Origin of the sequence: Arthrobacter methylotrophus (genome assembly GCF_039539965.1) — a bacterium.
Classification (GTDB): Bacteria; Actinomycetota; Actinomycetes; order Actinomycetales; family Micrococcaceae; genus Arthrobacter; species Arthrobacter methylotrophus.
This window is the reverse complement of sequence record NZ_BAABED010000001.1, coordinates 2,551,960-2,569,950: the sequence shown is the minus strand read 5'-3', so window position 1 is coordinate 2,569,950 and position 17,991 is coordinate 2,551,960. Positions and strand designations below refer to the sequence as shown.

16 protein-coding genes and 1 pseudogene are annotated in these 17,991 nt (G+C 63.2%); 15 read left to right on the top strand and 2 right to left on the bottom strand.

Features of this window, described 5'->3' with window-relative positions; all coding sequences use genetic code 11:
• Window positions 1-11: 11 nt before the first annotated feature.
• From ABD884_RS13665 to pntB, 11 genes are all read left to right on the top strand, one after another.
• Window positions 12-1,388 (top strand): acetyl-CoA carboxylase biotin carboxylase subunit, encoded by a 1,377-nt coding sequence (locus ABD884_RS13665; protein ID WP_345046546.1) that lies wholly within the window; start codon window positions 12-14, stop codon window positions 1,386-1,388.
• 2 nt (window positions 1,389-1,390) lie between these two features.
• Window positions 1,391-1,612, top strand: coding sequence for a biotin/lipoyl-binding carrier protein (locus tag ABD884_RS13660; RefSeq protein WP_345046542.1), 222 nt, complete (start codon window positions 1,391-1,393; stop codon window positions 1,610-1,612).
• Window positions 1,613-1,615: 3 nt separating this feature from the next.
• Window positions 1,616-2,632: an NADPH:quinone oxidoreductase family protein gene (locus ABD884_RS13655; protein ID WP_345046539.1), complete on the top strand. Its 1,017-nt coding sequence runs from the start codon at window positions 1,616-1,618 to the stop codon at window positions 2,630-2,632.
• 65 nt (window positions 2,633-2,697) lie between these two features.
• Window positions 2,698-3,819: an ABC transporter substrate-binding protein gene (locus ABD884_RS13650; protein ID WP_345046535.1), complete on the top strand. Its 1,122-nt coding sequence runs from the start codon at window positions 2,698-2,700 to the stop codon at window positions 3,817-3,819.
• Window positions 3,816-4,901 (top strand): phosphotransferase family protein, encoded by a 1,086-nt coding sequence (locus tag ABD884_RS13645; RefSeq protein ID WP_345046533.1) that lies wholly within the window; start codon window positions 3,816-3,818, stop codon window positions 4,899-4,901. Before ABD884_RS13650 ends, ABD884_RS13645 begins: the two co-directional genes overlap by 4 nt.
• A complete protein-coding gene (locus tag ABD884_RS13640; RefSeq protein ID WP_345046531.1) occupies window positions 4,902-6,131 on the top strand; it encodes an acyl-CoA dehydrogenase family protein in 1,230 nt (409 codons plus the stop codon).
• A 180-nt stretch (window positions 6,132-6,311) separates the two neighbouring features.
• On the top strand, window positions 6,312-7,328 hold the full coding sequence (locus tag ABD884_RS13635; protein ID WP_345046526.1) for a PDR/VanB family oxidoreductase: 1,017 nt from the start codon (window positions 6,312-6,314) through the stop codon (window positions 7,326-7,328).
• An 11-nt stretch (window positions 7,329-7,339) separates the two neighbouring features.
• Window positions 7,340-8,557, top strand: a complete 1,218-nt coding sequence (locus ABD884_RS13630) for a cytochrome P450 (RefSeq protein ID WP_345046523.1) — start codon at window positions 7,340-7,342, stop codon at window positions 8,555-8,557.
• A gap of 517 nt (window positions 8,558-9,074) precedes the next feature.
• On the top strand, window positions 9,075-9,356 hold the full coding sequence (locus ABD884_RS13625; RefSeq protein ID WP_345046517.1) for a hypothetical protein: 282 nt from the start codon (window positions 9,075-9,077) through the stop codon (window positions 9,354-9,356).
• A 16-nt stretch (window positions 9,357-9,372) separates the two neighbouring features.
• A complete protein-coding gene (locus tag ABD884_RS13620; protein WP_345046514.1) occupies window positions 9,373-10,944 on the top strand; it encodes a Re/Si-specific NAD(P)(+) transhydrogenase subunit alpha in 1,572 nt (523 codons plus the stop codon).
• Window positions 10,941-12,410, top strand: a complete 1,470-nt coding sequence (gene pntB, locus ABD884_RS13615) for a Re/Si-specific NAD(P)(+) transhydrogenase subunit beta (RefSeq protein WP_376954737.1) — start codon at window positions 10,941-10,943, stop codon at window positions 12,408-12,410. The genes ABD884_RS13620 and pntB overlap by 4 nt, the downstream gene beginning before the upstream one ends.
• A 434-nt stretch (window positions 12,411-12,844) precedes the next feature.
• Here the strand turns inward: pntB and ABD884_RS13610 are convergent.
• Window positions 12,845-14,899: pseudogene (locus tag ABD884_RS13610) on the bottom strand (amylo-alpha-1,6-glucosidase); the annotation flags it as partial.
• Window positions 14,900-15,021: 122 nt separating this feature from the next.
• Here ABD884_RS13610 and ABD884_RS13605 point away from each other — a divergent pair.
• Window positions 15,022-15,306, top strand: a complete 285-nt coding sequence (locus tag ABD884_RS13605) for an antibiotic biosynthesis monooxygenase family protein (RefSeq protein ID WP_345046510.1) — start codon at window positions 15,022-15,024, stop codon at window positions 15,304-15,306.
• Here the strand turns inward: ABD884_RS13605 and ABD884_RS13600 are convergent.
• Window positions 15,296-15,673, bottom strand: a complete 378-nt coding sequence (locus tag ABD884_RS13600) for a hypothetical protein (RefSeq protein WP_345046508.1) — start codon at window positions 15,671-15,673, stop codon at window positions 15,296-15,298. The genes ABD884_RS13605 and ABD884_RS13600 overlap by 11 nt on opposite strands.
• A 69-nt stretch (window positions 15,674-15,742) precedes the next feature.
• Between ABD884_RS13600 and ABD884_RS13595 the strand changes: the two genes are divergently transcribed.
• The 3 genes from ABD884_RS13595 (at window position 15,743) to ABD884_RS13585 (ending at window position 17,984) form a co-directional block, all read left to right on the top strand.
• Entirely contained in the window at window positions 15,743-16,051 is a 309-nt protein-coding gene (locus tag ABD884_RS13595; RefSeq protein ID WP_345046506.1) for a hypothetical protein, read from the top strand.
• 144 nt (window positions 16,052-16,195) lie between these two features.
• Window positions 16,196-16,801 carry a tyrosine-type recombinase/integrase gene (locus ABD884_RS13590; RefSeq protein WP_345046505.1) on the top strand — a complete coding sequence of 202 codons (606 nt, stop codon included), beginning with the start codon at window positions 16,196-16,198 and terminating at the stop codon, window positions 16,799-16,801.
• A gap of 415 nt (window positions 16,802-17,216) precedes the next feature.
• A complete protein-coding gene (locus ABD884_RS13585) occupies window positions 17,217-17,984 on the top strand; it encodes an SDR family NAD(P)-dependent oxidoreductase (RefSeq protein WP_345046503.1) in 768 nt (255 codons plus the stop codon).
• Window positions 17,985-17,991: the final 7 nt, after the last annotated feature.

Below are 17,991 nucleotides of genomic sequence, written 5' to 3'. Positions count from 1 at the left end.
AGGACGGAACCATGAATTCATTTCCAGAAAGCCTGCTGATCGCCAATCGCGGCGAAATCGCACGACGAATCATCAGAACTGCCAAACGGCTGGGTGTGCGCACGGTAGCTGTTTACCACAAGGTCGATGCGGGTCTTCCGTATGTCGCCGAGGCCGATGTCGCCGTTCAGCTCGAGGGGGACATTCCCGTGCAGGCGTACCTCGACGGTGAACAGATCGTGGCCATCGCCAAGGAAAACGGCGCCACCGCCGTCCACCCGGGATACGGGTTCCTGGCCGAGAACGCCGGCTTTGCCCGGACCGTTTCCGAGGCCGGGTTGACCTGGGTCGGCCCGTCGGCCGAGGTCATCGACATCATGGGTGACAAGGTCGAGTCGCGGCGCGCCGTCGCCGTCGCGGGGGTGCCGATTTCCGGCGACGCCGGTGCGGCCCTGAAGACCGGCGACGAGGCCGTCGCCGAAGCCAAACGCGTGGGCTATCCGGTGATGGTCAAGGCCTCGGCCGGCGGCGGGGGCATCGGCATGGCCGTGGCCCGCGACGACGAGGAACTGCGCAAGGCGTTCGAGAACACCAAATCGATGTCCGAGCGCAGCTTCGGCTCCGACCGCGTCTTTGTGGAACGCTTCGTCGAATCGGCACGCCACGTGGAAATCCAGGTCCTGGGCCTGGACGACGGCACGATCGTCGCCCTGGGTGAGCGCGACTGCTCCACCCAGCGACGCCACCAGAAGCTCATCGAGGAATCGCCGGCCCCGAACCTCGATCCGGCCGTGCGCGCACGCCTGATCGAGTCGGCCATCGCGGCGGCGGGATCCGTGGGCTATCGCAACGCGGGCACCGTCGAATTCCTGCTCGACACGAACAGCGGGGACTTCGTCTTCCTGGAGATGAACACCCGCATCCAGGTCGAGCATCCGATCACCGAACTGACCCACGGCGTGGACCTGATCGAGCAGCAGCTGAGCATCGCCGCCTCGGGCACCACCACTGCGGACTTCAACCCGGTCTCCCGCGGACACGCGATCGAGCTGCGGATCTGCGCCGAAGACCCCAAGCGGTTCTTCCCAAGCCCAGGCCCTATCGATGTCTGGGTCGAACCCGCAGGCGAGGGCATCCGCGTCGATTCCGGCTACGTGGCAGGCACGGAGGTCACCCCTCACTTCGACTCGCTTGTCGCCAAGGTGTGCGCCTACGGAGAGACCCGCGAGCAAGCACTGGCCCGTGCCATCGTCGCCTGCGGCGAGTTCGTGATCGAGGGCCTGACAACCAACCAGCCGTTCCTCGAGGAAATCCTCGCCTCGGAGGAATTCACGGCAGGAAACTATGACACCGGCGTGGTGGAGAAGATCCAGAAGCGCCTCAAGGCCGCGGCCAAAAGGAGTGCATGAGCATGGCAGAGACAATCCAGTCAGTAATGGGTGCCAGCGTATGGAAGATCCTGGTGGGACCGGGTGACAGGGTCGAGGAAGACGACGTCTTCATGATCCTTGAGGCCATGAAGATGGAAATCCCCGTCATCGCGGAGGACGCGGGAACAGTGCTGGCAATCCACGTGTCGGAGGGCGACACGGTCTCTGCTGGCCAGGCACTTGTCGAATTCGCGGCGGAGTAGGCCATGTCGATCCCCAGCACCTTGAAGGCGTGGTCGGTCACCGAACTCGGGGAACCCGTCGACGCCCTGCAGCTTGTCGAACGCGCCGTACCCGTCCCGGGCGAAGGCCAGCTGGTCGTGCGCGTCCTGGCCTCCGCGGCGAACTTCCCCGATGTCCTGATGTGCCGGGGCGTGTACCAAGTCAAGCCGGAACTGCCCTTCACGCCTGGACGCGAAGTCTGCGCCGAAGTCGTGGCCACGGGTCCTGGCGTCACCCGCGCCGCGGTGGGCGACCGGGTACTGGGCCTGACCACGCTTCCGTACGGCGGATTCGCCGAGTACGCGCTGATGGACCAGGACAAGGTGCACCAGGCGCCCGCCTCGCTCGACGACGCCCAGGCCTCCTGCCTGTTCATCGGATACCAGACCGGCTGGTTCGGCCTGCACCGGCTGGCCCGGATCCAGCCCGGCGAGACGCTGCTGGTCCACGCCGCAGCAGGCGGGGTGGGCAGTGCCGCCATCCAGCTCGGCAAGGCTGCCGGCGCCAAGGTGATCGGCGTGGTCGGCGGCGAGGCCAAGGCCGAATATGCCAGAAAGCTCGGCGCCGACCTGGTCATCGACCGCCGGACGCAGGACTTCGTCGAGCAGGTCAAGGTGTTCACCGGCGGGAAGGGCGCGGACGTCATCTACGACCCGGTCGGCGGCGAGACCTACCAGCGCTCGACCAAATGCATCGCGTTCGAGGGCCGGATCATTGTGGTCGGCTTCGCCGGCGGTGAGATCCAGTCCGCCCCGCTGAACCACGCATTGGTGAAGAACTACTCGATCATCGGCATCCATTGGGGCCTGTACAACACCAAGAACCCGGCCGCGGTCGATGAATGCCACAAGGAGCTAAGCCATCTGGCGGACTCCGGGGCAATCGATCCCTTCGTCAGCGAAAGATTCACCTTGGACGGCGTGCCCGAAGCCCTCCAGCGGCTCGCCGATGGAAAGACAGTGGGCCGGGAGGTCATGGAACACGCCAGGAACGACCGATAGCCAAGACACTGCGGGCCGCGCGCCCGGTTCAGGCCATCCGGCCTCAAAACTACACAGGAGTAGAAATGTTTGAGTCACAGAACAGCCGATCGCCCTTGGGGAATCTGCTGGCGTTGGACAGCGGCGTCTCGCGACGTTCGCTGCTGAAGTATTTCGGCCTTGGGACAGCGGCACTTGGCTCGGCCTCGTTGTTGGCGGGCTGTGGGAGCGGTAACGGTGCTGCCGCCGCCGGCCAGCCGCAGAGTTTCGCCGTTGCGGCGTTTCCCGGCGATGCGTACTTCCTTGATGCGATCAACCTGAGCAACAAGGACTACGCGAAGCACAAACTTGATGTCCCCAAGCACCTCAGCCCCCAAAGTGGAGTCCAGGCATTCCAACTGCTGGTTGCCGGCGCCGTCGATGGATATGCCTCCGACACCCTGCTGCTGATGGCAACCCACGCGAACAGCTCCAAAGGCAAACGTCCGGTGCTTGCCGGTTTCCGCACAGTCGAAACCACGTATGGGATCGTCGGCAGCAAGACTTCCAGCTGGCCGGGAGCTGACGCGAGCTTCGAGGAGAAGATCCGCTCCCTGAAGGGCAAGAGGATCGGTGTATCTTCCGTGGGCGCAGGTGGCGACCTGCAATTGAAGCTCGCCCTTGAGCTGGCAGGAATGAAGTACAGCGACGTCACGGTTCTTGCCGTCGGTCCCACCGCCCAAGGCATCCCGAACCTGACCGCCAATCGCATCGACGCCTACGTCACCGTCCAGTGGACTGCGACGCGTTTCGTAGCCAAGGAGTCCGGTGGAACGGTCCTCATCGACTTCGCCGAAGCGAGCGCCCCCGACCTGATGCGCAACCAGGCAGTCGTCGCGATCGCCGTCCGCGAGGAAACGGCGCAGCAGCAACCGGAGCTTGTCCGGAACTGGCTCGCAGCCCAGGACGATGGCAGCCAGTGGATTGTCAACAACAAGAAGGCGGCGGCCGATCTGCTGAACACCAGCGGACTTGGCGGCAAGGCGCCTGAAATCGCCGCGGCCTACGTTGACCACTATGTGAACCAGGTGGCACCAAACCTCAAGCCGATGTTCAAAGCGCCAAGGGAGACCGTTGAGCGCATGGCAGATCTGGCTTTGCGCTTCGGAAGCGTCAAGAAGGGCGATATCACTTACGAACAGCTCGTTCCGGAGTTCGCACGGGCATGAGTGAAACGATGAGGAGCGCAGCTGCCAATGGTGTCGGCGCGAACCCGGTGTCGCCGACCGGGCTGGACCTGGTGCGGCTCCGGGACTGGCTGAACCACGAAGTGCCGGGGTTGGTAGCCGGGGAGCTCTCGGCCAGCCTGATCGAGGGCGGGAAGTCGAACCTGACCTATGTACTGACTGACGGTATTCATGAATGGATCGTGCGCCGCCCGCCGCTGGGTACGATCATGGCGACCGCCCACGACATGCGCCGCGAGTACACCATTGCTGATGCACTTCGTGCTACGGACGTCCCTGTTGCGAACATGATCGCCTATTGCGGTGACAAGGAGGTCCTGGGGGCCGACTTTTACCTCATGGAGCGGGTCGAGGGTGTGCCGTTCAGGTATGCCGAGGAAATCATGCCGCTCGGGGCGCCACGCACACGGGCCATCGCGACGGAGCTGGTGGGCACCCTGGCGAAGCTGCATCGGGTGGATCCCTCCGACGTCGGCCTGGGCGGTTTCGGACGGCCGGAGGGTTTCCTCGGTCGTCAGGTGAAGCGCTGGAAGACGCAACTTGACGCCTCATTTACCCGCGATCTTCCCGGTGCCGAGGAGCTTTACGACAAGCTCGCTGCTGCGGTCCCGTCCAGGTCCTACTCGGGCATCGTCCACGGCGATTTCCGCATGGACAATGTGCTGATGGGTGCGGATGATCTGCCGGCAGCGGTCATCGACTGGGAGATGGCCACGCTCGGGGACCCGCTGCTTGATTTGGCGCTCATGCTGACGTATCAGCGCCGCGCAAGGATCGTGGCAGCCCGGGAATCGACGGACCCAGCCACCTACGACGTGACGCTGGCGCCGGGATACCCGTCCGCGGAAGAGATCATGGGGCTCTACGAGGCGCAGAGCGGCTGCACACTCGACGGATTCGGATTCTATTTGGGACTGGCCTGCTTCAAGCTGGCGGGGATCTCCGAGGGCGTCCGCTTCAGACACATCAATCGCCAGACGGTTGGCGCGGGCTTCGAAGACAGCGGCAGAACTGTGCCTTTGTTGCTGGGGCTCGGGCTCGACTCACTCAAGGAGTACAAATAGATGGAATTCTCAACAGACGAGCGGACTGAGCTTCTGAAGAAGGAGCTCGTCGACTTCATGTACGGGCACGTCTACCCGGCCGAAGCGGCATACCAGGAAGAGCTGGAAAACCTCGAGAACCCGTACGCGTGGTCGGAGTCGCCGATCCTGCAGAAGTTGCGCACCGAAGCGCGCCGCCGCGGGCTCTGGAACCTGTTCCTGCCGGGCGAAGAAGGGGCAGGGCTGACCAACGTGCAGTACGCCCCGCTTGCCGAGATCACAGGGCGCAGTCGGACGCTTGCGCCGGCAGCACTGAATTGCTCGGCCCCGGACACCGGCAACATGGAATTGCTCGCCGAGTTCGGTACCGAAGAGCAGAAGGAAAAGTGGCTCAAGCCGTTGCTTGAGGGTGAGATTCGTTCGGCCTTCGCCATGACGGAGCCGGCCGTAGCCTCCTCCGATGCGACAAACGTGGAGACCAGCATTGTGCGTGACGGCGACGACTATGTGATCAACGGTCGCAAATGGTTTATTACGGGCGCGATGAATCCCAACGCAAAGATCTTCATCGTGATGGGCAAGACCGATCCCCTCGCCGAACGGCACCGCCAGCAGAGCCAGATCCTGGTTCCGCGGGACACCCCGGGCGTCGAGGTCAAGCGCGCCATGAAGATCTTCGGGTACGAGGACCACTACAACGGCGGCCACGCCGAGATCGTGTTCACCAATGTGCGGGTTCCCGCCACCAACCTTATCGGCGGGGAGGGCGACGGCTTCGCCATCGCCCAGGCCCGTCTGGGCCCCGGCCGCATCCACCACTGCATGCGGGCCATTGGCATGGCAGAGCGCGCTATCAAGATGATGTGCGAACGCGCCGACGAGCGCGTTGCCTTCGGCAAGCCGCTGAGCGAACAGGGCGTGATCCGCGACTGGATCGCCGAGTCCCGAGTCCGCGTTGAGCAGCTGCGCCTGATGGTGCTCAAGACCGCTTGGCTCATGGACACCGTGGGTAACAAGGGCGCCCACACCGAGATCCAGGCCATCAAGATCGCCACCCCGTCAACCGTTGAATGGATCCTCGACAAGGCCATTCAGGTCCACGGCGCCGGCGGGCTCTCGCAGGACTTCTTCCTGGCCTCGGCGTTTGCCTATGCGCGCACCATCAGGTTCGCCGACGGCCCCGACGAGGTGCACAAGAACGCTCTGGCCCGCAATGAGCTGAAGCGCCAGCGCGCGCGACGCACCGCGTAACGGAGCAAGGCTTAAGGTGGTTCAAAGTCCCCTTCACCACAACCAGTGGTGAAGGGGACTTTGTCATGTCCGCAGATCCTCGCTTATTGCTGTCAAGTTCCGGGGCATACATCTGTGGCTATCGCCTTGATAAGTTATGTGAGATTGATTACAGCGGTGCTTTGCACGGATGATCGTCATATGCCTACTCATGCCGCTTCGCTCACGGTCGACGCTTCGTCGGCCTCCAAGCCCGCTGCCGGTCACCCTGGAATCCAGTGCCTCCGGGTCGCGCGGAAGGATGTCATCGCCGACGGCGTCGTGCGGTTGCGCCTCGAGGAGCCACACAACGGCCGCGTCCCTGACTGGACACCCGGCTCACACATCGAACTTGTGCTCCCGACCGCGGACGCCGGAGCCCTCTCGCGCCACTATTCGCTGTGCGGGGACCGCTGGGACGCACACGCGTACGAGGTGGCAGTGCTGAACGAACCGAACTCCAAGGGCGGCTCACGCTACATCCATGACGGGCTCGCCGTCGGGGACCTGCTCACCGTGGGAACTCCCCGCAACAACTTCCACCTGACTCAGGCGACCCGTTACGAATTCATTGCCGGCGGGATCGGGATCACTCCCATCATGACGATGATCGCCGCCGCCGAACAGCTGGGCATTGACTGGCACCTCCACTACGGCGGCCGCACGCGCGCCTCGATGGCCTTCCTCGACGAGCTGGCGCAGTACGGAGACAAAGTCACCATCTGGCCGCAGGACGAGCTGGGCCACCTGAATCTCACCTTCCTGAACGAAACCGTTGACGGGGGACGGGTCTACTGCTGCGGACCGGAGCCGCTCCTGAACGCCGTAGCCGGTGCCGCAGCCGCCTGGCCGTCCTGGGCGGTGCGCTTCGAACGCTTCGTGCCGGCAACCCTGCCGGCCCCGGTGCGGACCGAACCGTTCACGCTCGAACTGGCGCTCTCCAAGCGGTGCATCACCGTCCGGACCGATGAAACGGTGCTTTCCGCCTTGAGTGACGCCGGCGTCCCCGTGCTCTCCTCGTGCAACGAAGGCGTGTGCGGGACCTGTGAGGTCAGCGTGCTCCGGGGTACCCCAGAGCACCGTGACTCGCTCCTCAATGACGCGGAGCGCGCCAAGAACGACCGGATGTTTGTCTGTGTCTCACGCGCGATCACCGATCGCCTCGTGCTGGATCTTTAGGAGCTACCCCCATGTCGACAGTGACGAATTGCCCCGTTAACCACGGAACCATCCCGGTCCTCGACGATGACCCGTTCTCCCCGGAAATCCTTGAAAATCCCCTGCCGTTCCAGGAGCGCCTGCGCGAGGCCGGCCCTGTGGTGTTCTTGTCCAAGTACAACGCGTACGCGATCGGACGCTACGAGGACCTCTCTGCCGCCGTCGCGAACTGGCAGGAACTGACCTCGGGTTCCGGCGTGGGACTTAACGAGCCGTGGCGTGCCCGGGGCCTGCTGCAAATGGATCCGCCGCAGCACGACGCACCACGCGAGGTGCTCCAGGCGATCATGTCCTCGAGGGTGCTGCGCTCCATGAAGGACGGCTGCATGGAAATGGCCGGCAGCATCATCGAAGGATTGCTTGCCGGCTCCATCTCCGGGGGGCAGGTGGAGGTCGATGGGCACCGCGACATCGGCTCGAAGCTTCCGGTCAACTTCTTCCCCGAGGCTTCCGGTATCTCCGAGGAGGGCCGCGAAAACCTGGTGCCCTATGCCGACCACATCTTCAATGCGCTCGGTCCTGACAACGAACTGGTGGAGCAGGGCAAGTGCAAGGCCGCCGAATACACCGAGTGGGCCACCGCCAAGTGCCAGCGCGACGCCTTGAAGCCTGAGGGCTTCGGCGCCGACATCTGGGCCGCCGCCGACCGCGGCGACATCCTGCACGAGCAGGCCCCGCTGCTGACCCGCTCGCTGCTCTCGGCCGGCGTGGACACCACGGTCTACGGGATCTCCGGCATGCTCTATGCCTTTGCCTCCAACCCGGAGCAGTGGGAAGCGCTGCGCAGGAACCCCAACCTGGCGCGCGTTGCCTTCGACGAATCGTTGCGCTGGGAAACCCCCGTCCAGCAGATCTTTCGCAAGACCACGAGCGACGTCACCATCGGCGGTAGCACCATCCCCGAAGGCCGCAGGGTCATGCTGTGCTTCGCCGCGGCAAACCGCGATCCGCGCCGCTGGGAAAACCCAGACAAGTTCGACCTCTCCCGCGACCCGTCCGGGCACCTGTCCTTCGGCATGGGCATCCACCAGTGCGTCGGCCAGCACGCAGCCCGCCTTCAGGCAGCGTCGTTGCTGGAGCAATTGGTGCCAAGGATCAAGAGCATCGAACTGGCCGCACCGATCGAACGCCACCACAACAACACCCTTCGTGGCTGGGACTCTGTGCCCCTGCGGTTGACGCTCGCCTAGGCCAGGCCCCATCTCGCCTGGCCGTCTGACGGTCTCGTCGGGTGAAACAAGCTAAGGGCCCAGTTCTCGTCGGAATCGGACAAAATCATGCGATCAGTCCTCGAGAACGGCATCGGCCCGTCTGAGGACATGCTTGTCGAAATCCTCCAGCTGCCGGACGAACCCCTCCCCGGCTCCACGGGCGGGTCTGGAGACCGGTCTGCGGGGGTCCTCTGCGTCTCCGGGCCTGGTTTTAGGATCAGGCAACCACCGCTGCCTCGGTGCCAGGCTCGCCGAACTTGAGGCGACTGTCATCCTCCAGGAGACCGCCGCTGTCAAGATGCCTGCGGACCTGTCCTTTGACAGTTTTATCGCACCGATAACGGATAGTGCATCAACAGATGAGATCGCAGTCCTTCCGGACGTAGAAATGCTGTCTATCTTGAGAATACGCGAAGAAGTGCATTTCTTTTCACTGTTTTCTCTGGAAAGCCTCCCGGACGTGCTGAAAAGTAATGTGCAGGAAAGATTTTCCGCATTGAGACCGCCGGCGGGGACAGCAACGAAGCAGTACCTGCAACGTGTGGCCTGCCTGAGGTTCGGTGACGTCACGTTCCATAACGCTATCGGCGGAGCCTCGGTGCTGAGAATTACAGCACTCAAGGCAGCGTCAGACCTCGCTGGGACCGCGGGAGAGGATCTCAGGGACCGGTGCCCTGTAACCCAAGATGCCCGACGGCAAACGTCTGCAGGGTCCCTGGCGATTCAACATAGCTCGGTATGCCCGGGTGACGGATTCCCGTCCCGGGCATATTCATGACGAAAGAGAGTAGCAAATGACACGTATCGGGATCGTGGCCGAATTGGGCCTCGAAACGAGGGTGGCGGCGACGCCGGTCACCGTGGCGCAGTTGTTGGGGTTGGGTTACGAGGTTGTGGTGGAGAAGGGTGCGGGGGAGTCTGCATCGTTCCGGGATGAGGACTACGCTGCGGCGGGTGCCTTGATTGTGGGTGCCGATGAGGCGTGGGCGTCTGAGGTGGTGCTGCGGATCAATCCGCCCACGGAGGAGGAGATCGGCCGTCTGGCCGAGGGGGCGACGCTGATTGGTTCGTTGAGCCCGGGCCTGCGCCCGGAGTTGGTGGCGGCGCTGGCGGCGCGTCCGATCACGGCGCTGGCGTTGGATGCGGTGCCGCGGATCTCGCGGGCGCAGTCGATGGATGTCCTGAGTTCGATGGCGAACATCGCCGGGTACCGGGCCGTGATCGAGGCGGCGCACGAGTTCGGGCGGTTCTTCACGGGACAGGTGACCGCGGCGGGCAAGGTCCCGCCGGCGAAGGTCCTGGTTGCCGGCGCCGGTGTGGCCGGCCTCGCGGCGATCGGCGCGGCTTCCAGTCTGGGCGCGATCGTGCGCGCGACGGACCCGCGGCCTGAAGTGGCCGATCAAGTGAAGTCCATCGGCGGCGAGTACCTCAGGGTTGAGGTCGAAGAAGAGATGAAGTCCTCCGACGGGTATGCCAAGGCCACGTCCGAGGCGTACAACCTGCGCGCCGCCGAAATCTACACCGAACAGGCCCGGGACGTGGACATCATCATCACGACCGCCCTCATCCCGGGGCGTCCCGCGCCGAAGCTGCTCACGGCCGAGGACGTGGCCGGCATGAAGCCGGGCAGCGTGATCGTTGACATGGCTGCCGGTCAGGGCGGAAACGTGGAGGGCTCAGTCGCGGGGGAACGCGTGATTACCGACAACGGCGTGGTGATCCTGGGCTACACGGACCTTCCGGGGCGTTTGGCGGCCCAGGCGTCGCAGTTGTACGGGACCAACGTCCTGAACCTGCTCAAGCTCCTTACCAAGGACAAGGACGGGGTCCTGCGGATCGACTTCGAGGACGTGGTGCAGCGTTCGGTGACGGTGGTACGGGACGGGGAGAAGACCTGGCCCCCGCCCCCGGTGCAGGTCTCCGCCGCGCCGGTGGTGAAGACCGACGCCGGGACGGCCGCCGCTGCGGCTGATTCCGCTGCAGGTGCGGCTGTAAAGAAGCCGGGGCTCAGCCCTGCCGGGAAGGCCGGATTCATTGCTGCGGGAATCGCTGTTCTTTTCGGGATCAACACTGTCGCCCCGGCGCCGTTGCCGCAGCACTTTACGGTGCTGATGCTCGCCGTCGTGGTCGGGTTCTATGTGATCGGGAAGGTCCATCATGCCCTGCACACCCCGTTGATGTCCGTCACGAACGCCATCTCCGGGATCATCGTCGTCGGCGCCCTGCTGCAGGTCACCTCCGACAACATCGTCATGCAGATCATCGCTGCCGTGGCGATCCTGCTGGCCAGCATCAACATCTTCGGCGGTTTCGCCGTCACGAGGCGCATGCTCGCGATGTTCTCAGCCGGGAAGGCCCGTTCATGAGCGCCGTACCCGTCGCAGCAGCAGGAATCTTATCGAGGAGCTTTACCGTGTCTGAAACTGTCTCCGGTCCGTTGACCGCAGAGTCCATCGCGGGCGCGGCCTACATCGTTGCCGCCCTGCTGTTCATCCTCAGCCTCGCCGGCCTGAGCAAACACGAGAAGGCCCGCGCCGGGGTCATCTACGGCATCACCGGCATGATCATCGCCCTGGCGGCCACCATCTGGCTGACCCTCCAGGGTGCTTGGGGCACCGGGCTCACCGGGCTGGTCCTGCTCGTGGCCGCGGTCCTGGTCGGCGGCGCCATCGGGCTCTGGCGGGCCCGCGTGGTCGAAATGACCGGGATGCCCGAATTGATCGCCCTGCTGCACAGCTTCGTTGGCCTCGCCGCGGTGCTGGTCGGCTGGAACGGCCACCTGGAAGCCCCCGCACTGTCTCCGGATTTGATGGCAGTGCACCATGCGGAGGTCTTCATCGGGGTATTCATCGGAGCGGTGACCTTCACCGGCTCGATCGTCGCGTTCCTGAAACTCTCGGCCCGCATGAAGTCCTCCCCGCTCATGCTGCCCGGCAAGAACGCCATCAACCTCGGCGCCCTGGTCGCATTTGCCGCACTCACGGTCTGGTACGTCCAGGACTCCCAGCTGTGGTTGCTGGTTGTTGTCACTGTCCTTGCCCTCGGGCTGGGCTGGCACCTCGTGGCCTCCATCGGCGGCGGCGACATGCCGGTCGTCGTGTCCATGCTCAACAGCTACTCCGGCTGGGCCGCAGCAGCCGCTGGGTTCCTGCTCAACAACGACCTGCTCATCGTCACCGGCGCCCTGGTCGGCTCGTCCGGTGCGTACCTGTCCTACATCATGTGCAAGGCCATGAACCGGTCCTTCATCTCCGTGATCGCAGGCGGCTTCGGCATCGCTGCACCCACCGCGGGTGACACTGATCACGGGGAGCACCGGGAAATCACCGCCGAGGCTACAGCGGAAATGCTGACCAACGCCTCGTCCGTGGTCATCACCCCGGGCTACGGCATGGCCGTCGCCCAGGCCCAGTACCCCGTCGCTGAACTCGCCCACAAACTAAGAGAACGCGGCGTGAACGTAAGGTTCGGTATCCACCCGGTCGCTGGCCGTTTGCCCGGCCATATGAACGTGCTCCTCGCCGAGGCCAAAGTCCCCTACGACATTGTCCTGGAAATGGACGAGATCAACGAGGACCTTGGCGACACCTCGGTCGTCCTGGTCATCGGGGCCAACGACACCGTGAACCCCGCCGCAGCCGAGGACCCGTCCAGCCCCATCGCCGGAATGCCCGTCCTGCGCGTCTGGGAAGCAGACAACGTCGTGGTGTTCAAACGCTCCATGGCCGCCGGCTACGCCGGCGTCCAGAACCCGCTGTTCTACCGCGAGAACTCCCAGATGCTCTTCGGCGACGCCAAACAACGGGTCGAAGACATCCTCCGTGCCTTCTAAGGGAACGCCTCTCCAGACGTGTCCCGTCCAGGCCGTCATACTCCGCCCGGCAATCAGTGTTTCGACACATACACCCCTGACCACCACCCCATGAGAGGACGACACGATGCGCAGACGGCGAGTTCCCTTCAACATTCCTGAACGGAGGGGTTTCAGGTCCAGCTTCCTGGACGGGATCTTTTGCCCAGAGGAAGCACCCCCACCCCGTCACGATTCCGACATCGACGAACTTACTGCATCACCGTGGATCGGCCTTCACTATAGGCATGAGTTCTTGCTCCACCATAGGCACGAATTACTTTGATAAATCCGTGGAGTAGAACATCGTAGGACGCCGTAGAACGTTGATTGTGTGAACTGAAAAGGAGCGCCAACCGGCGGGTGGCACATTCCACGTTTGAAACTGCTCAGGTCCTTCCTCCTGCGCGCCCCTTTCACTCATCGCTTTTGCGGCGGTCCGCTTGCTCCACGAGTTCGGTCATCCATGGCCGGTGCCCGTGGTGGAAGACCATGCCCTCGGGGAGCCCATGCACGGTTGGGACGCAATTGGTGATGTCGATGGTGATCCGGCCGCCCGCCAAGGGCGCATTGGTGATGTGCAGGTCGCCGAAGGATTCCGGGAGCACAGGATCCATCCACAGGCCGCCGCGGGACATGTGCGCGTCGTACCGCATCAGGCTGGTCACTAGCCGGATCGGTGTAGTCGCCGCCCACGCCTGGGGTGAGCAGGCCGTTGGATAGGGGACTGGTGCGGCGAGCTGCTCCCGGCTGAAGCCGCAAAACAATTCCGGTAGCCTCCCTTCGGAGTAATCGGCCGCCTCCAGCAGCGCGGTGGCGATCCGTTGTGCCTCCACTACGAAGGCGTAGCGCAGCAGACTAGCCGCGATGATCGCATTGTCGTGGGGCCAAACTGAGCCGTTATGATAGCTGGCGGGGTTGTAGGCGCCCATGTTGCTGGCCAGGGTGCGCACTCCCATCCGCTGAACATCTCCGGCGACATGAGCCGTTCGGCTACCTGAGGCGCCTTGTCCTCTTCGACGATGCCGAGGAATAGACAGTGGCCCATGTTTGAAGCGCAGGCATCAACTTGCCGCTTTTTGCCGTCGAAAGCGATGGCGTAATATCCGCTCTCGGGAATCCAGAACTGCTCGTTGAACCGTCTCTTCAGCTGCGCCGCCCGGTCAGTGAGCTCATCGGCTAAAGCCGTATCGCCGGCGTCGTACGCCATCCAGGCCCGCGACATATACGTGCTGTAGACGTAGGCCTGCACTTCGCAGAGTGCCATCGGCGGCCCGGCCAGTGTCCCGTCGGCGAAGTTGACACCGTCCCAGGAGTCCTTCCAGCCCTGGTTGATCAGCCCTTGAGAGTTGAGGCGCTCATACTCGACGAACCCATCGCCGTGCTTGTCGCCGTAGTCCCGGATCCAGTCCAGCGCACGGTCCGCATGGGGCAGCAGCGCCGCAATGGTTTCCTTGGCGAAACCCCAGCGGCTCACCGATGCCAGCACCGTCACGAACAACGGGGTGGCATCGACGCTGCCGTAGTAGGCGGACTTGCCGCCCAGGGAAAGCCCGCTGGAGACACCGAGCCTGATCTCGTGCAGGATCTTACCCGGCTCCTCCTCGCTCATGGGATCCACGACGCTGCCCTGGCGGTCCGACAGCGTCTGTAGCGTGCCCAAGGTCAGTGACGGCCACTGGCATCGCCATGACAGACGCCCACAACGAGTCCCGGCCAAACAGGGTCATGAGCCAGGGTGCCCCTGCGGCCACGACGACTCGGTCCGGATGGTTCGGATCCTCGATGCGAAGGGCGCCCAAATCGTCGTAACTGCGGCGCAGGGTCCGTTCGATGGAGCGGTTTCCCATGTGCAGCACCGGGATCTTGGCCACCCATTCCTGTCGGCGCAGGTCCCGGGGGGACAACCTGTCGGCGTCAGAATGGACGAATACCGCCGCCGGAAGGGTTCCTCTGCGCTGGACACCACCGTCAGGACGGTGCTCCAGTGGCCGTGCGGCGGGACGGACACGTGGTAGGTGAGGGCCTCCGGTGTAATGTCCGCTCCGGGGGCCTCGATCGTGACGCCCTTCCGGACGTCCTGCCAGGAAGCCCGGATGGCCAGCGTCTCGCGGGCGGCCTGGCGGGTTTCGTCCCAGCGCCGCTGGATCCGTGCCTCTTTCACCTCGAAGACGTCGGCGAAGTCCGCCTCGATGCTCAGGGCCATCACGCATTCGGCCAGCGTCGGCGAGAAGTTACGGACGGTAATCTGCTCCTGGATTCCAGGCTCCTACTTCGCGCAGCCGCTCGACGATCAGAGCGCTGTCCGCATACCCGTCGGAGCGGGTAACGCGGCCGACGAAAAGTGCCCGATACGGCGCCTTCGTCTCCGCCGCCAGGGGCTCAAGAGGCTGGCCATCAACTGTGAGCCTCCAACCGGACAGGATTCGGGTGTCTTGGACGAAGAGACCGTGGGGGTGTTCGGAGTGCACCAGTCTTGCACTTCCGACACCCGGGGTCCTTACTAGTGGGAGGAGGCGAAGCCTCTCGAGCCTGCCACCAACAGCTCGTGGGGCGTGAAGGCTTAACCAACGAATATCGGAGGACGAAACCAATGTTCGCTCGTGTCAGCACGTACCGGCCCGCTCCTGACAGCACGGGAGCACCTTCACAAGAAACGGTCAGCCAGGTGCTTGGCCTGCCGGGATGCAGGGGGATTTATTACCTGCTGGGAAAAGAAAACACGTCACTCTCAATAACCCTTTGGGACGACGAGGACGCGCTTGCAGGCAGCCGTCAGGTTGCGGATCGTATCCGCTCCGAGACCAGCGCGGAGCAACACATGGAGGTCCTTGGAGTGGACGAATTTGATGTGCTAACCCAGCAGCTTAAGGACTAAGCGTCCATCGGGAGATCTTCTGTGCACCGCCGGGAAGCTCACGTGTTTTGTCAGAGCGGCCATTGGGTGGCGTCTGGAAGTTGGTCGCAGCCATTCCCCGTCGCCCTCGCTTTCGCAGCGGGAAGTTCGTACCCATGTCCGAAGGCTGCCTTCCGTTAGGTGGGACAAGGGGTTTGCCGCAATCGTCCACGATCGTTCCGCGCCCTGTACTGATCGTCCGAGTCGCATTCGCATCACGCCTGGCTATCAAGACGGCAGACCTTGGGCCGGCCATGATCTCAGCCGTCAAGCATCCCGCGTCCATGCCGAACCCTGATTGGCCAAGCGGCCTGTTGACCGTATTGCTGTGGACGCCCGCAAGAAGCACCTGCTCGATGAGGTCTGGGCCTAGCGGCTTCGGGAGCTCCGTGAGGCATCGGACCTGACGCAGGTCGAGTTGGCTGCGTCTGCACGTCAGCCAGAACAGGTGTCCCGGATCGAGCACGGTGACATTGACCGCGCCCAGATCGATACGTTGCGAAAATACGTGGAGGCGCGCGTTCAACGGTGGGAAAATGGCGTGCACAATGTGCACACCAGGGGCTTCGGACTGGGCCGTACTCAGCATGTTTTCGGGAGTTCCCAGTGTTTTCAAGGGTTGGAAGCCGGTTCGAGTCCCACCTCGGGCACAGTGTTTCCGCAGGTCAGGGGCTTATTTGGCCCCGGACTGTTGACAAAAAGCCCAAAAGTGTTGATACGGGTCTAGCATTTTTGTGTGGCCAGCATCCGCAAACGCGTGAAAAAGGGCGGAACATCCTCCTTCATGGTGCTTTGGCGCGACCCGAAGAGCCGCGAGTAACGGGGGCTTACCGTTGCGTCCGAGGCCGAGGCCGAGACCCTCAAGCGGCTGTTGGATGCGAACGGGCAATCCTTCGAAATCGCCCAGCAAGCAATCCTTGCCAACCAGTCAAAAGTACCGACTGTGGCCGAAATGATTCAGGAACATATTGACCTCCTGATCCGGCCTTCAAGTGGAACCACCCGGACCGACCAGACGATGCTGGATCTTCATGTGCGGGACATCACAGGTCACATCCCGGTGGACAAGCTCGATTACCGGCACATGAATCACTGGGTGAAGTCGATGATGGCCAAGGGCCGTTCACCGAAGACCATCCACAATGTTCACGATCTTATCTCTGCAGCGATGAACACTGCCGAGATGCTGCAATACATCCCCCGGAACCCTTGTCGTGGCGTGCAGCTGCCTGGCCTTGACCTGGCTGAGGATGAAGCGATGTTTCTCACGCATTCCGAATTCAGCCTGATCGTGGAAGGCATGGGGGAGAGGTATAAGGCGTTTACGAGCTTCTTGGTCATGACTGGGACTAGGTTCGGCGAAGCTACAGCGTTGACCGTTGGAGACGTCGACCTTTTGGACTGCTACGGCTCGGCTTCAGAGCCGATGCATGGATTGAGATTACGGACGCCGAAGTATGGGGAAAACGCTCTGTGACATCAGCGGTACTTGGACGTAACGCAAGTCAATTTCGCGACCTATAGATTAATACGAAGACCAAAACCTTCATCCGATGGTTTGCCGACCAAGGTGCAAACGTTGAGACGGACGCCGAGTCCGTGGGCGTAGTTATCAAAGGTGGTGCTTTGCGGATGGGATGGCTGCAGGGAGATCCTCGTTGCCGATCCAGCAACGCCCGGACGTCTGAAGCTCTGAAGGGCGGTCTCTCCCTGAGACGCGGGTGGCGCTCCGATTACGGATAACCGGTACCGGCAGGCAACCACAAGTGGATCTGGTCGGTTGGCTTGGTTCTTTGAATACTTCTCAGTAGGGCGGTCACACTGACGGGCCCCGACTCCATCCCGAATCTTTCTGAGCGGCGAGCATGACACTTGCATATTCCCCTGAAACGATGAACATCCCGCCACTCGGGCCGTTCAAGGATCCCCAGAAAGTGGTCGTCATCGGCGGCGCAACCGGTATGGGTGCCTCTACGGTTAAGAAGCTTCTCGAAAGCGGACGCCGGGTAGCCGCAATCGACATTAACAAGGTCGTCCTCGACTCAGATGCAGAGTTCAACACCCTAGGTGATGTCACGGACGCCGCAGACATTCAGCGCGCAATCGACGAAGCCGCCGAGGCTCTCGGAGGTCTCGAAGCCATCGTGTGCTGTGTCGGCATCAACGGTATCGGCACCATCGAGGACACCGAACCGGAAGAGTGGAACCGCCAGTTCGCGGTCAACGCCTTCGGCCCGTACGCAAGTGCGCGCGCTGCTCTCCCGCACCTGCGCAAGGCCGCAGGTGGTGCAATCGTGGTCCTCACCTCGCAGGTCGGCATCGTCGCCCAGAAGCAGAATGCGGCGTACTGTGCTGCGAAGGCGGCCGCCATCCACCTGGTGCGCTGCATGGCGGTCGACTTCGCTGCTGAGAACATCCGGGTCAATAGCGTGGCCCCGGGCATTACCGGTCCGACCGGCATGTTCGACAGCTGGCTGTCGCTCTTCCCCGACGAGGAATCGCGCGCTGCTGAGGCCCAGCGCCAGATCGACACCAACTTGCAGAAGCGGATCGTGCACCCCGACGAGATCGCCGCCGCGGCAGTCTTCGCTGTGTCCAACGCAGCCCCCGGACTCATCGGCCAGACTTTCGTCGTCGACGGCGGTTACAGTCTCATCTGACGCATAC

What these genes read in the sequence shown, in the direction of transcription:
- ABD884_RS13640 (WP_345046531.1), top strand. Translation starts at nt 4,902, where the DNA reads ATGGAATTCTCAACAGACGAGCGGACTGAGCTTCTGAAGAAGGAGCTC.
- ABD884_RS13635 (WP_345046526.1), top strand. Translation starts at nt 6,312, where the DNA reads ATGCCTACTCATGCCGCTTCGCTCACGGTCGACGCTTCGTCGGCCTCC.
- ABD884_RS13665 (WP_345046546.1), top strand. Translation starts at nt 12, where the DNA reads ATGAATTCATTTCCAGAAAGCCTGCTGATCGCCAATCGCGGCGAAATC.
- ABD884_RS13655 (WP_345046539.1), top strand. Translation starts at nt 1,616, where the DNA reads ATGTCGATCCCCAGCACCTTGAAGGCGTGGTCGGTCACCGAACTCGGG.
- ABD884_RS13630 (WP_345046523.1), top strand. Translation starts at nt 7,340, where the DNA reads ATGTCGACAGTGACGAATTGCCCCGTTAACCACGGAACCATCCCGGTC.
- ABD884_RS13620 (WP_345046514.1), top strand. Translation starts at nt 9,373, where the DNA reads ATGACACGTATCGGGATCGTGGCCGAATTGGGCCTCGAAACGAGGGTG.
- pntB (WP_376954737.1), top strand. Translation starts at nt 10,941, where the DNA reads ATGAGCGCCGTACCCGTCGCAGCAGCAGGAATCTTATCGAGGAGCTTT.
- ABD884_RS13585 (WP_345046503.1), top strand. Translation starts at nt 17,217, where the DNA reads ATGAACATCCCGCCACTCGGGCCGTTCAAGGATCCCCAGAAAGTGGTC.
- ABD884_RS13645 (WP_345046533.1), top strand. Translation starts at nt 3,816, where the DNA reads ATGAGTGAAACGATGAGGAGCGCAGCTGCCAATGGTGTCGGCGCGAAC.
- ABD884_RS13660 (WP_345046542.1), top strand. Translation starts at nt 1,391, where the DNA reads ATGGCAGAGACAATCCAGTCAGTAATGGGTGCCAGCGTATGGAAGATC.
- ABD884_RS13650 (WP_345046535.1), top strand. Translation starts at nt 2,698, where the DNA reads ATGTTTGAGTCACAGAACAGCCGATCGCCCTTGGGGAATCTGCTGGCG.
- ABD884_RS13605 (WP_345046510.1), top strand. Translation starts at nt 15,022, where the DNA reads ATGTTCGCTCGTGTCAGCACGTACCGGCCCGCTCCTGACAGCACGGGA.